Origin of the sequence: Hoeflea sp. AS60 (genome assembly GCF_038900115.1) — a bacterium.
Taxonomy (GTDB): Bacteria; Pseudomonadota; Alphaproteobacteria; order Rhizobiales; family Rhizobiaceae; genus Hoeflea.
This window is the reverse complement of sequence record NZ_JBBMQP010000001.1, coordinates 730048-743292: the sequence shown is the minus strand read 5'-3', so window position 1 is coordinate 743292 and position 13245 is coordinate 730048. Positions and strand designations below refer to the sequence as shown.

Here is a 13245-nt window from a genome sequence, read left to right as displayed (position 1 = left end):
CCTAGATCTTCCGAACCGCTATCACGGCATTGGTGCCGCCGAATGCAAAGGCATTGGAAATCGCAATATCGACCTTCTTTTCGCGCGCGACGTTGGGCGTGACGTCGAGATCGCAAAGCGGATCGGGGGTCGTGTAATTGATTGTCGGCGGGATCACGCCCTCGCGAACCGCATTGACGCAGGCAATCAGTTCGATTGCGCTGGAGGCACCCAGACAATGGCCGTGCATGGATTTGGTCGAGGAGACGGAAACCGTGTCGGCGGCGGAACCGAATACATCCCGAATGACCCGGGTTTCTGTCTGGTCATTGGTCTGTGTGGCGGTACCGTGGGCGTTGATGTAGTCAACCTGATCAGCGGAAATGCCGGCATCAGCGAGGCAATTGCGAATGGCCGCGGAAGGTCCCTCGACCGTCGGATTGACGATGTCGGAGGCATCACCCGACATTCCCACACCGATGATCTCGGCGAGAATGTTGGCGCCGCGCGCCTTGGCGTGCTCATAGGATTCGAGAACCGCGATTGCGGCGCCGTCGCCCAGCACCAGGCCGTCACGATCGGCGGAGAATGGTCTGCAGACCGACCGCGCAAGAACGCGAAGTGATTCCCAGGCCTTGAGCGGTCCATAGACCAGTGCCAGTTCTGCACCGCCGGCGAGCATCACGTCGGCGCGGCCAAGCCGGATCTGGTCGATGGCCGAAATGAAGGCATGATTTCCAGATGCGCAGGCCGAAGTCACGCCAAATACCGGGCCCTGCAGACCCATGGCGATGGAAACATGGCCGGATGGCCCGCTTGGCATTACTCGCGGAACGGTGAAAATGTGGGCGCGTTTCTTCTTTTCCAGAAAGATGTCGACATAGCTCTGGTCAACCGCATCGGTCCCGAAAATGCCGACGCCAACCACCGCGCCTGCGCGCTGCGGATTGAATTCACCTGGTGTAAGGCCCGCCTGCAGCATGGCCTGGCGTGCCGCAATCACCGAGATCCGGCTGATGCCGCTCATGGTCAGGCTCTGGCGCTTGTCGATGTCGTCGTTTTCCGGATAGCCGATGATGCCGCAGCCGACGCCGACCTTCAGATCCCGGGTTTCCATTTCCAGCGGCCGGCATCCATCGCGGCCCTCTTTCATGCTGTCCCAGATTGCGTCGGAATTGCCGCCCAATGCGCAAATGCCGCCCATTCCAGTGATGACGACACGCCGTTGGTTCATAATCAGGTCTTATCCGCGACGAGTTTCTTGACCATGTCGATGATGTCGCCGACGGTCTTGAGCGATTCCCAGGCTTCAGCAGTATTGAGGTCGATCTCGATGTCGTACTTGTCCTCGATATCCATCACAATCTCGGTCAGGACCAGCGAATCGATCTCGAGTTCCGCCAGTTCAGTGTCGCGGGTGATCTCGTCGGCTTCGATTTCGCCGGATGATGCAATCAATGCGATGATCGATGCGTCGATATCCTTTGACATAGATATTCCTTCAACACGCGCTTGAACGCAAAATTTACTATAAGATCCGGCAGCTGACTGTGAGTGAACCGGACCTAGGGGAACCTAGAGCCAGGAGTGGTTTTCAGTTGCCTTGGCTTCATATGTATCGATGGCGCTGGCTTTCTCGAGAGTCAATCCTATGTCGTCCAGTCCATTGAGCAGGCAATGCTTCTTGAAAGCATCGATGTCGAACGTGATGACACCGCCATCAGGGCCGCGGATTTCCTGCTCTTCCAGATCGACTGATACCGTGGCATTGGCGCCGCGGCGTGCATCGTCCATCAGTTTGTCGAGATCTTCCTGGCTGACCACGATCGGCAGAATGCCGTTCTTGAAGCAGTTGTTGTAGAAAATGTCAGCGAAGCTCGTTGAAATCACGCAGCGGATGCCGAAGTCGAGAAGCGCCCAAGGCGCGTGCTCGCGCGAGGAGCCGCAGCCAAAATTGTCGCCAGCGATCAGGATCGACGCATTGCGGTATGCAGGCTGGTTGAGCACGAATTCCGGATTCTCGGATCCATCCTCATTGTAGCGCGCTTCAGCGAAAAGGCCTTTTCCAAGACCGGTACGCTTGATGGTCTTGAGATAATCCTTCGGGATGATCATGTCGGTGTCGACGTTGACAACCGGAAGGGGTGCGGCAACGCCGGTAAGGCGGGAGAATTTTTCCATGACTTGCGGATCCTGTCTGTCTGTGCCGGAGCATTTAACAAACAAAGTGCCGAAAAAGAAGAGGCTCGCTGCTACTTCGCTTCAAGAAGGCGATTCAGAGTACCAAAAGTCTGGAATCACATGTCGATTATGGTGCCGCGACCGTCATTCCAGACCCTGTATTCGGTCTGTGATCGATTTCCGCTTGCTGTGTTGGAGGCTCTCGCCATGGCAGGCTGAAAGCGTCCGGTCATTCTGGCCACAGCAATTGTACCGATAGCAACGGTGCCAAGAACGAGCGCCAATGCCAGACCTGCGAAAGCTGCAAACACCAGACCCAGGCCGGTGACGACTGCGAGAATGTTTCTCATAACGAGGTTCCCTTGTTTCATGCATCATATGTGGTGATCGCGGGCGCGGCCTTCAATAGTCCCCCGGTTTCGACTTGCGTCGCCGCTTGTGCAAGTCTGGCGAGCCATTGCGGCGGCTACTGAGCCTCTTGCAAGCCTGCACCGACGGAGGCAATAAAAGCGCTATGAACCAGACATCATCATTCAGGCCGGTCCGGCCGCGCCGCTCTGTGCTTTATCTGCCGGCAAACAATTCCCGTGCTCTCGAGAAGCTGACAGGCCTTGGCTGTGACAGCGTTGTTTTTGATCTCGAGGATTCGGTCGCACCCGGCGCCAAGGATGAGGCGCGTGAAAACCTGCGCCGCTTTTTTGCGGATGGCCGTGCGGCAACGCTGCCCGCCGGGATGGAAACGGTGATCCGGATCAATGCGCTCTCATCGCCGTGGGGTGGTGAGGATCTGCTTGCGGCACGTGGCTGCAAGCCGGATGCAATCTTGATCCCGAAAGTGGATGCGCCCGAGGACATCCATGCGGTGGAGGATGCACTTGACCAAACCGATGCTCCGGCAGGTCTGAGGCTTTGGGCGATGATCGAGACGCCACGGGGGGTAATGAATGCGTGCCAGATAGCGCGAATGGCGCGGACCGATGGTGCGCGACTTGATTGTTTCATAACCGGAACGAATGACCTGCTCAAGGAAACCGGCGTTGCGGCCCTGCCGGGCCGTCCCTGGTTGGCATCCTGGCTCATGCAGATTGTGCTTGCAGCGCGGGCCTACGGGCTTGACGTGCTCGATGGGGTTTACAATGATTTCAAGGACGACGCGGGCCTGATCCGTGAATGTGATGATGGTCAGGCGATGGGATTTGACGGCAAGACGTTGATCCATCCAGCGCAAATTACGCCTGCGAACAAGGCGTTTGGCATTTCGGCCGAGCGGCTTGCGGAGGCAAAGGCGATCTGGGAAGCATTCTCGCTGCCGGACAACGCAGGCCGCGGTGTGATCAGTCTTGACGGACGGATGGTCGAGCGATTGCATCTCGAAATGGCCGAAAGGCTGATTGAAAAAGCGTCGCGGATTGAAGCGCGGCATGGCGGAGACCAGATCACATGAAGCTTTATCGTTTTATCACCGGACCTGATGACAGTGCCTTTTGCCACAGGGTCAGTCTCGCACTGTCCAAGGGCTGGCAGTTGCATGGTTCGCCTTCGTTGTCTTTCAACACAGCAACCGGGCTGATGAATTGTGGCCAGGCGGTCACCAAAGAGGTCGATGGCAAGGATTATGATCCCGATATGAAACTTGGAGAACAGTGATCTTGACGGATTTCCTGACACGGACCGCTTCGGCTGAACTGGTCAGCCTTCGGCAAGAGCTTCATCGCAGGCCCGAGCTTTCGGGTGAAGAGGGTGAAACTGCGATCCGGATCGCAGCCGAGCTTGAACGCTGCCGTCCTGATGAGATCCTCAAAGGCCTTGGCACCCATGGCGTTGCCGCGATCTATGACAGTGGCGTCGAGGGCCCTACCGTGCTGTTCCGTTGCGAACTTGATGGTTTGCCGATCACCGAGATATCCACCTTCGGGTGGCGCTCCGAGATCGAGGGCAAGGGCCACCTGTGCGGTCATGACGGGCATATGGCGATCTTGTGTGGTCTTGCGGCACGATTGGCCGAGACCGGTCCTGCCCGAGGCCGGGTGGTCCTGTTGTTCCAGCCTGCAGAGGAAACCGGTGCCGGGGCAGCCGATGTGATCGCAGATCCGCGGTTTGAACGGATTCGTCCGGATTTCGCCTTTGCGCTTCATAATCTGCCCGGCCTGCCGCTCGGTGCGGTGGGTGTCCGCTCCGGTCCGTTCACTTTTGCATCCGAGGGTCTGGCGATCAGGCTGTCGGGACGCACGTCCCATGCTGCCCAGCCCGAGGCGGGGCTGAGCCCGGCGGCGGTGATGGGGCGGCTGATGGAAGCGCTTCCGGAGTTGCCTGAAACGCTCGGCCACACGCCTGGCCACTCGCTGGTGACGCTTTCACATGCGCGGTTGGGTGAGGCCGCCTTCGGGATCGCACCGGGCGAGGCAGACATCTGGGTGACCATCCGCGCCATCGATGACCGACAGCAGGCAAATCTTATGGGTGAAGCCGAGAAGCTGGCCCGAAGGCTGGCTGAAGCCGGCGGTCTGGGCGTCGATTTTACCCGTCATGAAAATTTCGCCGCCGGGCACAATGACGAGGAGGCGGTGGCAAGAATTGAAGCCGCGGCAAGCGCGCTCGGGGCTGGCCGTGTCGAGGTTGGTGATCCTTTTCGCTGGTCCGAAGATTTCGGTCGTTTCGGCAGTGTGGCGAAAACCGGTCTTTTCGTGCTCGGATCCGGCGAAAATCATCCTCGGCTGCACAATCCGGATTTCGACTTTCCAGACGAGCTGATCGGGCCAGGCATTGCCATGTTCGAGTATATAACGCGGGATATCTGCGGGGATTAGTCATCTGGCTCGCGACGTAAGTGTCTGTGCTTGTCGCCGTATTCTCAATTTGCGTCTGATGACCGGCCTTAAGCCAGCCGATCAGTCAATCGCAGCCTCGACCAGCTCCATGTCATCGTCGGACAGGCCGAAATGATGGCCGATTTCGTGGATCAGGACATGGTTTATGATGTCGCCCAGAGTCTCGTCGTTTTCTGCCCAATAATCCAGAATCGGACGCCGATACAGGATGACCCGGTTGGCAAGTTCGCCGGTCTCGATGGTGAAGCGCTCGGTCAGACCGCGTCCCTCGAACAGGCCGAGAAGATCAAACGGCGTTTCCAGGCCCATATCCTCGAAGATGTCGTCTTCAGGAAAATCGGCGACAATGATCGCCACGTTGCCAGTCTGGGAACGGAAACCCTCCGGCAGCTTGGCATAGGCATCTATGGCGAGGGATTCGAACTCTGCAAGCGACGGCGCGAGCCGGTCCCGCCAATCTCCTGTCTGATCACTACGCGCCATGAAATTCCCTTTGTCTGCCTCAACGTCCCAGATGGCCCGGCTCGGCCATGATGTAGCATATAAGAGAAACGGCCCGCCTTTTCGAGGGTCGGATTTTGCAGGGCAGACATTACCGTCGCGAGATATTGCGATCCGGCAGGCCCCTGATGATCTCGATCAGCACCGCGGTGAAAACCCCGAAGGCCAGACGACCGTTGACCGAGACGAAACCTGACAGAATACGTCAGCCATGTTCGACCACCACATCGCCATAACCGACAGTGGTGAAGGAAACCATCGAGAAATAGACAGCTTCTTCCAATGTCGGAAAAACACCGAGAAGGCGGAACAGGATCGCCCAAAACCAGACGCAGACGGTGTTGGCCATAAGCAATTCAAGCTGGCGTTCGAGCAGATCGGCGGTGAAGCCGAACCGCAGAAAAAACTTTCGCGGAAGCGCAAATCGTCAAAATAATATGAGAGATTTCTGAACAAAGAAGCCTTCAGGCCTCTTCAAAGCCAGTTTCCGCATTGTAGCAATGTTGAGAAACTGGAGCGGGCGAGGCGATTCGAACGCCCGACCCCAACCTTGGCAAGCCATTGATTCGACTTATCTTTCAGTCCCATTGAGTAACCTATTCATCCGAATATTGATTGTCGTAGCTCCGGGGAGCGGACACGATCAGTCCCGTCGGGTTCCACTGAAAACCGGGCCTATCGGCTCCCCATGGAAACCCTCGGAAGATCGGACCAAACCAACCCAAGCAGCGGGGGGAGAGACGACTATGACGGCGAAAAAACGGTTTACCAATCAAACTTTGGAGCGGATGAGCCCACCCAAAGCAGGGCGACTGGAGATGGGTGACGAGCTCTGCCCTGGGCTTGTATTGCGGGTGACGGAGCAAGGTGCAAAATCGTTTTCGGTCATTTACCGGGTGCTGGGCGAAGGTGGCGAGACCGATAGCGGTCGGCCGCTCGCCGGAAAGCAGCACCGAATTACGCTTGGCAGGTGGCCGGTAATCAGTCTCGCCTCGGCCAGGGACCGCGCGAGGGCGATCATCGCCAAGGCCAACGAGGGTGCCGACCCAAGGGCCGAGCTCATTGAGGCAGTTAAGGAGCGGAGGGCAAACACTTTCTCAGCAGTGCTTGACCGCCATGTGAAACAGGACGCCATGCGGACCATATCGAGCTGGCAAAACGTCGAGCGCGTGCTTCGCCTACATGTAGTCCCTCGTCTTGGCGACAGGCCGATTGCCGACATTCGCCGCTCGGAGGTTCATGAAATCATGGACGATCTTGTCGCCAGCGGCCGGATTGGGACGGCGCGCGAAGTGCGCAAGCAGATGTCGCGCATCTTCAATTGGGCGGCGGACCGCGAGATTATCGAGAGTAACCCGGTCTCTGGTATAAAGCGCACTGACCTTGCGCGTAACACGGAGGCCGGTCGCGCCCTTACAGACATCGAACTGCGCTCCATCTGGAGGGCGGCTGAGGACCTGCGCTATCCGTTCGGCTCGCTCTATCAGACGCTTATGCTGACCGGCCAGAGGCGGGCTGAATGGGCTTTCTGCAAGCGTTCAGAGATCGACACGGAGAACCGTTGGCTCGATTTGGGCAAGGAACGGTTCAAGAGTCGGCGTGAACACATCGTGCCGATGTCCGACGCTGTCTGGACCATGTTTGACCGCCTGCCACAGTGGACGGGCGGGAACGACTATTTCGTCTTCTCGTCGAAGCATGGTCGTGTGCCCGTCGCCGGTTTCTCGCAGGGCAAGACGGCCTTGGATGAGCGCGCCCAGAACCACCTCCGTGATGAAGTGGGCGACAAAACAGCAACCCTCCAGCACTACCGTATTCACGATTTTCGCGTGACTTGCGAAACACGGTTAGCCAATCTCGGCTTTAATCAGGAAATCCGCGACGCGGTGCTCGGTCATGCGCGACCGGGCTTGCAAAGGATCTACAACAAGCATGATTATTTGAGCGAGAAGCGCGAGGCGTTACAGGCGTACGGCGCACATCTGATGGGTATTGTTCGTGATGGACGTTGAAATGCTGAGAAAAGACATCCAAGAATTTGATGTCGATGTTGAGAGACTAATTCAAGTGTTGAAGCAGGCAATTCCGGCCTATGAGGCTGACCGGGTTGATCTGCAAAATTGGCGACGCAGAAGTTCTTACGCAAAGGACGTCCAGCGACTCGCTGATAGTCTACGGCCCACATTGGCTGCGTGGCAGGAACTACCGGAGACAGTGCGCCAAAAGGTCGAAGAGCCAGACGGAAACGCGATAGACAAAGCGCTCGCTTCAGCGGTTGAGAACTTTGAACTCTTTGCAGAGCTTCATCAGGAAGTCAGAGGCAACCCCGGACTGGCCTCTGATAATAACGAAATCGAGATTGCCCCACTTGAATGGTTGATCCTTGAACTTGCAGAAATCTGGCCGGAGTCGCGGTTTGGCCATGACGCACTTATCATAAGGGAGCACCGGATTGCCGAGCCGACCGGACGATTCTTGAAATTCGTAGATGCTGTCACCCAGCACACCCTCAGCCCTCGACCATCTATTCCCACCCTTTCAGCATTGATCCGGAAAATTAAGCCGAAACTCGCGGCACGTCGAACAACCTGAGTCAAAGTTCCCGTTTCTTGCGATTCCACTCAATACCGGGGTGGGTCGGCATCCGTCAGTCTCCTTGAAAACCGGCAAGGAGATGGACATGACGGCACTACTTTCGCTCAAACAGGTGATGGAGCGTATTCCGCTCTCCAAATCGGAGATTTATCGCCGCATCCGCGATCGTCGATTTCCACAACCAGTTCGCATCGGAGTACACCGCATAGGTTTCTCGGAAGCCGAGATTGAGCAATGGCTTACTGACCGTTTAGACGAGCGCCGCCACGCTCCTAAGGCTGAGGAGTGAGCGAGATGGTCAACGATGATTTCCTGACTGACCTCGGGCTTCAGCCTCCGCCGTTTATCCTCGTTGCTCGAAACCCTAATCCCGACTCTGAGACGGATAGAACCACGACCGCCGTCCGGTTCGACAATGTAGGCGATGCCACATCTTGGGTTGAGCATGCGGAGGAAGCCAAGCGGAACCTGTATGTTGTAAGAAACCGCTGCATTCATGGGCTGCTCTATAGACGCCGACGAGACGGACAGCGCTACGCCACAGGACGTTGGGGCAATCCTCCTCTGATTGAAGATATCGAGGCCGTGGAATGGCTGGTGATCGATCTTGATCCTGTTGGCACAGATGCGGACGCGGCCTTCAATCATGCCAATCAACTTCTCGACCGTCTTCCCGTGCCGCAGCATTATCGCATGTTCAGTGGGCGTGGGGTGCAAGCTGCGCTGAGATTGGCCGACCCCGCATACAGCGATGATCCACATCATTTCCGGGTCGCACTGGAACTTGCAGATCGGGTTAATACCTGGCTTCGGCAGGAAGCTGACGCCGCTTTGGTGACGGTGGACGACGTCTCGAACGTCAATCGCTTTTCGCGCCTTTGCGGCACGATAAATCAGAAGACTGGCCTACGGGCAAAATGGATCATTCCTCCACGTTCGAGCGCGGTAATTGTCACCCCTGAGAGCATGTTGCGACATGTTACTCCAACGCGCATACGGTATTGGCAGCGCGTAGCAATCGCGGATGGCCTCAATCCTTATGTGGCCGAGGTGGTTCGCGAAATCGGCCGACAGCCCAATGATATAGAGCTTGAGCTACTCCGCCAGATCGGAGGATTGCTGGATGACCAGCAGCTCGCCTTGTCGTCAGAATTTCAGCACCGGGCTGTCTCGGGCCGGGATTGGGCCGGAAGGATCGATAAAGATCGGTCGGCACGCATAATGTCGTTTGCCTTGGCCGCTATCAGGGTTGGCGAACCTATTCCCGCCGTCGTGAGAGCGCTGCTCGACCCAAGAAACGAAATCCTTAACGAGCATTGGCTGAAACCAAGATCTGGCCGGTCAAACCCGAAGCGGGTGGCCTTCCGCGCCGTGACAAAGGCGGTTCTGGCTCTTGGCCTTGAATGTGCGGAGATGGAGGTCAGCTATGAGGACTTTTGAAAACATTTTCGCAGGTAAAGCGCGCGAGCTACGTGCCACGAACCCATTGCCAGCTAAGACCCACGGTGCCGTGGCGAAGCACTATTTGACCCATTTCCGGCCTCACTTAGTCTACTATAACGATGAGTATTACGATTGGAGCGGCTCTGGCTATCAGCTTCTCGATCCAAGACAGATCCACGCCGATTTGGTCGCTATCTATGACGGCTATCCGGTTGTTGTTGGCGAGGGCATGGAACGGATGGCGTGGTCTGCTTCTCCGACCAATCTTGCTGGCGTGATTTCCATTATCAATGGAACGTGCTTGTTGTCGCGTATCGACCATGAGCTGCCATGCTGGCTTGACGGTCGCCAAAACGGCACTGCGGATCTCGTCGTATTCGAGAACGGGATTTTCGACCTTGATGCCGGCACACTGATCCCGCCGACCGAAGCCTTGTTCTGTACAAACGTGCTGCCGTTCGCCTACGACCCATCGGTAACGGAAATGCCACACTTTGAAGCGTTCCTGGATGAGGTGTTCGCTCACGATGAAGGCGCACGTAGACTGCTTCAGGAATGGTTCGGCTACAATCTTGGGACAGACACTTCTCACCAAAAGCTGTTGCTTGTGGTAGGGCCTCGTCGATCCGGGAAGGGCACGATTGGTCGTCTTCTCCAGAGCCTTGTTGGTCCAGCGAATGCCGTCGCGCCGAAACTGCGGCAGTTCGGCCAGAATTTTGGCCTGCAGCAATTAATCGGAAAGTCGGTGGCGATTGTCTATGAGGCACGAACCAGCGCGCGAGACGATCGGTATGCGATTGCCGAGAACTTGCTGTCGATCACGGGCGAGGATCCGCAGGCTATCGACCGCAAGAACAAGACCGCATGGCAAGGCAAACTCAGTACGCGCATTACGCTGATGTCGAACGAAGTGCCCGATGTTCCCGACGGCGCAAAGGCCCTGGAGGCGCGGTATCTGATTATACGCCTCCAGCAATCCTTTGTCGGTCGTGAAAACAGGGAGCTTGGCAGCAGGCTTTCGGCCGAATTGCCAGCAATTATGAACTGGGCGCTAGCCGGACTTCGACGGCTTCGCGAAACGGGTTCATTCTCGCAATCAGACGACGCGGACATCCGCGATCTTATCTCTGAAACGCCGTTGAAGCAGTTCGTCACTGAACGTTGTCATCTCAGCCCCGATGCCCGGTGCGACAAGAGCGAATTGTTTCACGAATTCCGGCAATGGGCGGCGGAGCATGGAGTTCCGCTCAGCATGGGAATGCAGCTGCAACATTTCACGCGTCGATTGCTGGAAGAGTTTCCCGAAATACGGGGCGTGAAGAGTTTGAAATCCGAATATCGCGGCATTCAGTTGCTGCCGTCACTGAAATTGCCATTTTGAGGATGACGAAAATGTACCACGAAAAAATGATCACTATAGCGGCATGGCCGCATACGCGACGGCCATTGAGCGAAGCAATCGACCAGTTGGTCTCTGACGGTCGCTATTCACGGGTGGCGGCAATCTGCATCGCCATGTCGGAGATCGTCCAATATCACTGCGAGCTGATAGCAGAGGTAACGCCCGACTCATTCGATGACATCTATGAAATGGAAGTATCGATTGTGCCAAATAGTATCGTGCCCGACATTGTCCTTATCCGGCGAAAGCCGCTGAGTGAAAACGAGGAATGTCCCGCTTATTTCCTTTGAGTCCCCTAGGTATGTGCCCATGCCCAAGGGATCTGACTGCCGCCGATAGAGCTCTTAGAGTATTCTCTGGCTTTGATTATCACCGGCAATTAGGTCACCCAAGACACTGTTTGCTCCCCGAACGCTCCCCCGAGCGGTGGCGCTAAACGGTTAGCCGTTGAATTGGTGAGCATTTTCGACCTCCACCCTTACCTTAACGAGAGTATGGTGGTGCTGGCGGCTGATATCCCGGCTATCTCCGTGGGTCATCCCCCCCCGGGAATAAAAAACTCCCCGCCCCCGTTGCGCGGCCTACCCGGGTACGCAATCGCGGCGAAGTGGAGCACAATCCGCCTTTTGTGATTTCTGGACCACCTTCGCGCGTGCGCGCGCGAGACCTATTGACTGACTATTCTTGGGCGAATGCGCCACGCGTCAGCAAGTTCGCAGATGTGGTGTCTAATGCTTCGGCAAAGCGAGCCACGACAGTCACAGTCGGGTTGCGTCGACCGCGCTCAATGCCCGACACATAGGTCCGGTCGATACCGGCCCTGTGAGCAAGCTCCTCCTGCGATATCCCTGCTGCAGATCGCGCAAGGCGCATGTTGGTAGCCAAGATCTGCCGAATGTCTTCCATCCGAGCAATACGTCCGAATGTGGATCATCAGCCCACGGACTATGAGTCACATTTTTCTTGCTTACAATGTAGACGATAGTCATCATGTGTGTGTCTCTATTATCGAGGCGATGAGACACATTCACGGAGGCTAGTGGTGGAGGATTACAATTTCTGGGCAGATCTGCTCGACACCTACCAATCGTCACCTGACTGGATAAAGGCTCTATGGATAATCATTCCGCCAACATTTTTGCTTTGTCTCGTTGGTTTGATGCGGCCCCGCCATCGGATTTCAGAATATCCACAGCAAAACAATGGGGAAGTTCTCTACACGGTCAGCCGCGAGACCGATAACAGACTTTGTCTGCGCCGCCAGGTGGCAGTACCTGAGCAAGAGCTCACTATGCTGTTGATCGAAAAAGGCGCTGAAGACGACACCTGAGATCCTGAGCACTTTGGCTTGATCCATTCTACCTTGAGTTTTGTTCCGTTCACTACACAGCGCTTCGGATTAAAAGGTAGTATTTCGTGAATATTCAGGAGTATGACCAGTTGAAATTCCCCATCTGGGAGATAGCGAACCGGCTTCGTGGTCCAACCGCCCGCCGCAGTGCAGTCTTGTCATGCCCCCAATTATCCTTCTGCGCCGCTTTGACTACGTGCTCGAGCAGACCACGGACGACGTGCTCAAGGCATCCGCCAAGCTGAATGGGTGAGACATTCCGCAAAGCAACTTTATTATCAGATTCCTAACCTGCCATTTGGGCCTTTGAGGAAGGATCAGATAGTTTTTTGCAAAAGGAAGCGCGGATCGATGGTACTTTATAGTCACTTCTCCAAATGAAGGCTTTATGTTGTTCCTGCTTTTGTACCAATAGTCTATTGAAAACAATCGATTTGTCGCAATAAGTAGTTCTGAATGAAAATTTAGCGGCACGTCAACTACGGCCTGGAGACCGATGACTTATTTCGATCAATCCGCCCTTGCAAAACGAAGGTCTCATCGGGGCCATTCAGCCATTTGGCGCACTCATCAATAATCACCTTTGGGCTGAGTTTGGCTTTTCCCTGTAGGGCGCAACTCCAGACGATCCCAACCCTCCACCCCAAAGATCTGAGCATGTTTTGCTGGCGTAAATCACGCTCCATATTCCCCGTGATTTTCTTACGCCAAAACTCCTCTCGAGTTTTGGGCCAGCTAAACCGATGACAGCCGTGCCCGTGCCAAAAGCACCCGTGAATGAACAGCACGGCTTTTCTTTTTGGAAAGACGAGATCAGGCTTTCCAGGTAAGCCCTTTGCGTGAAGCCTATAACGAAAGCCGGCTTTATGAAGATGCTGTCTAAGAAAAATTTCGGGCAGCGTATTCTTGCCCTTCACAGCGGCCATGTTGCGGCTTCGGAGATTTGAAGGCAGAAAAATCTCTGT

The 13245-nt window shown here is 55.9% G+C and carries 18 protein-coding genes; 10 read left to right on the top strand and 8 right to left on the bottom strand.

Going from position 1 to position 13245, the window contains the following annotated elements; genetic code table 11:
• Position 1: 1 nt before the first annotated feature.
• The 4 genes from WNZ14_RS03560 to WNZ14_RS03545 all read right to left on the bottom strand — a co-directional run bounded on the left by WNZ14_RS03560 (position 2) and on the right by WNZ14_RS03545 (position 2510).
• Positions 2 to 1213, bottom strand: coding sequence for a beta-ketoacyl-[acyl-carrier-protein] synthase family protein (locus tag WNZ14_RS03560; protein ID WP_342867221.1), 1212 nt, complete (start codon positions 1211 to 1213; stop codon positions 2 to 4).
• Between the two features lie 2 nt (positions 1214 to 1215).
• Positions 1216 to 1470 (bottom strand): acyl carrier protein, encoded by a 255-nt coding sequence (locus WNZ14_RS03555; protein WP_342867220.1) that lies wholly within the window; start codon positions 1468 to 1470, stop codon positions 1216 to 1218.
• Between the two features lie 84 nt (positions 1471 to 1554).
• Positions 1555 to 2160, bottom strand: a complete 606-nt coding sequence (gene leuD / locus WNZ14_RS03550; RefSeq protein ID WP_342867219.1) for a 3-isopropylmalate dehydratase small subunit — start codon at positions 2158 to 2160, stop codon at positions 1555 to 1557.
• 116 nt (positions 2161 to 2276) lie between these two features.
• Positions 2277 to 2510, bottom strand: a complete 234-nt coding sequence (locus tag WNZ14_RS03545; RefSeq protein ID WP_342867218.1) for a hypothetical protein — start codon at positions 2508 to 2510, stop codon at positions 2277 to 2279.
• Between the two features lie 164 nt (positions 2511 to 2674).
• On the opposite strand from WNZ14_RS03545, the gene WNZ14_RS03540 reads away from it, so the two are divergent.
• The 3 genes from WNZ14_RS03540 to WNZ14_RS03530 are packed head-to-tail and all read left to right on the top strand — an operon-like array spanning position 2675 to position 4967.
• Complete coding sequence (locus WNZ14_RS03540; protein WP_342867217.1) at positions 2675 to 3604, top strand: CoA ester lyase; 930 nt, start codon at positions 2675 to 2677, stop codon at positions 3602 to 3604.
• Positions 3601 to 3807, top strand: a complete 207-nt coding sequence (locus tag WNZ14_RS03535; RefSeq protein WP_342867216.1) for a DUF1737 domain-containing protein — start codon at positions 3601 to 3603, stop codon at positions 3805 to 3807. Before WNZ14_RS03540 ends, WNZ14_RS03535 begins: the two co-directional genes overlap by 4 nt.
• On the top strand, positions 3804 to 4967 hold the full coding sequence (locus WNZ14_RS03530; RefSeq protein ID WP_342867215.1) for an amidohydrolase: 1164 nt from the start codon (positions 3804 to 3806) through the stop codon (positions 4965 to 4967). The genes WNZ14_RS03535 and WNZ14_RS03530 overlap by 4 nt, the downstream gene beginning before the upstream one ends.
• A gap of 81 nt (positions 4968 to 5048) precedes the next feature.
• Here WNZ14_RS03530 and WNZ14_RS03525 read toward each other — a convergent pair whose 3' ends face one another.
• Together WNZ14_RS03525 and WNZ14_RS03520 are read right to left on the bottom strand one after the other, a co-directional pair.
• Positions 5049 to 5471, bottom strand: a complete 423-nt coding sequence (locus WNZ14_RS03525) for a metallopeptidase family protein (RefSeq protein WP_342867214.1) — start codon at positions 5469 to 5471, stop codon at positions 5049 to 5051.
• A 223-nt stretch (positions 5472 to 5694) separates the two neighbouring features.
• Positions 5695 to 5838 (bottom strand): ion channel, encoded by a 144-nt coding sequence (locus tag WNZ14_RS03520; protein ID WP_342867213.1) that lies wholly within the window; start codon positions 5836 to 5838, stop codon positions 5695 to 5697.
• Between the two features lie 397 nt (positions 5839 to 6235).
• On the opposite strand from WNZ14_RS03520, the gene WNZ14_RS03515 reads away from it, so the two are divergent.
• The 6 genes from WNZ14_RS03515 (at position 6236) to WNZ14_RS03490 (ending at position 11219) form a co-directional block, all read left to right on the top strand.
• On the top strand, positions 6236 to 7501 hold the full coding sequence (locus WNZ14_RS03515; RefSeq protein WP_342867212.1) for a tyrosine-type recombinase/integrase: 1266 nt from the start codon (positions 6236 to 6238) through the stop codon (positions 7499 to 7501).
• Positions 7488 to 8081 carry a hypothetical protein gene (locus tag WNZ14_RS03510; protein WP_342867211.1) on the top strand — a complete coding sequence of 198 codons (594 nt, stop codon included), beginning with the start codon at positions 7488 to 7490 and terminating at the stop codon, positions 8079 to 8081. Before WNZ14_RS03515 ends, WNZ14_RS03510 begins: the two co-directional genes overlap by 14 nt.
• 88 nt (positions 8082 to 8169) lie before the next feature.
• Positions 8170 to 8373, top strand: coding sequence for an AlpA family phage regulatory protein (locus WNZ14_RS03505; RefSeq protein WP_342867210.1), 204 nt, complete (start codon positions 8170 to 8172; stop codon positions 8371 to 8373).
• A 5-nt stretch (positions 8374 to 8378) separates the two neighbouring features.
• Entirely contained in the window at positions 8379 to 9524 is a 1146-nt protein-coding gene (locus WNZ14_RS03500; protein ID WP_342867209.1) for a hypothetical protein, read from the top strand.
• A complete protein-coding gene (locus WNZ14_RS03495) occupies positions 9511 to 10908 on the top strand; it encodes a phage/plasmid primase, P4 family (protein ID WP_342867208.1) in 1398 nt (465 codons plus the stop codon). The genes WNZ14_RS03500 and WNZ14_RS03495 overlap by 14 nt, the downstream gene beginning before the upstream one ends.
• Before the next feature lie 11 nt (positions 10909 to 10919).
• Positions 10920 to 11219, top strand: coding sequence for a hypothetical protein (locus WNZ14_RS03490; RefSeq protein WP_342867207.1), 300 nt, complete (start codon positions 10920 to 10922; stop codon positions 11217 to 11219).
• Between the two features lie 388 nt (positions 11220 to 11607).
• On the opposite strand, the gene WNZ14_RS03485 is transcribed toward WNZ14_RS03490, so the two are convergent.
• Complete coding sequence (locus WNZ14_RS03485; protein WP_342867206.1) at positions 11608 to 11802, bottom strand: helix-turn-helix transcriptional regulator; 195 nt, start codon at positions 11800 to 11802, stop codon at positions 11608 to 11610.
• A 169-nt stretch (positions 11803 to 11971) separates the two neighbouring features.
• Here WNZ14_RS03485 and WNZ14_RS03480 point away from each other — a divergent pair, with 169 nt between their 5' ends.
• Entirely contained in the window at positions 11972 to 12259 is a 288-nt protein-coding gene (locus WNZ14_RS03480; RefSeq protein ID WP_342867205.1) for a hypothetical protein, read from the top strand.
• A gap of 500 nt (positions 12260 to 12759) precedes the next feature.
• Here WNZ14_RS03480 and WNZ14_RS03475 read toward each other — a convergent pair whose 3' ends face one another.
• Positions 12760 to 13206, bottom strand: coding sequence for a very short patch repair endonuclease (locus tag WNZ14_RS03475; protein ID WP_342867204.1), 447 nt, complete (start codon positions 13204 to 13206; stop codon positions 12760 to 12762).
• Positions 13207 to 13245 lie beyond the last annotated feature (39 nt).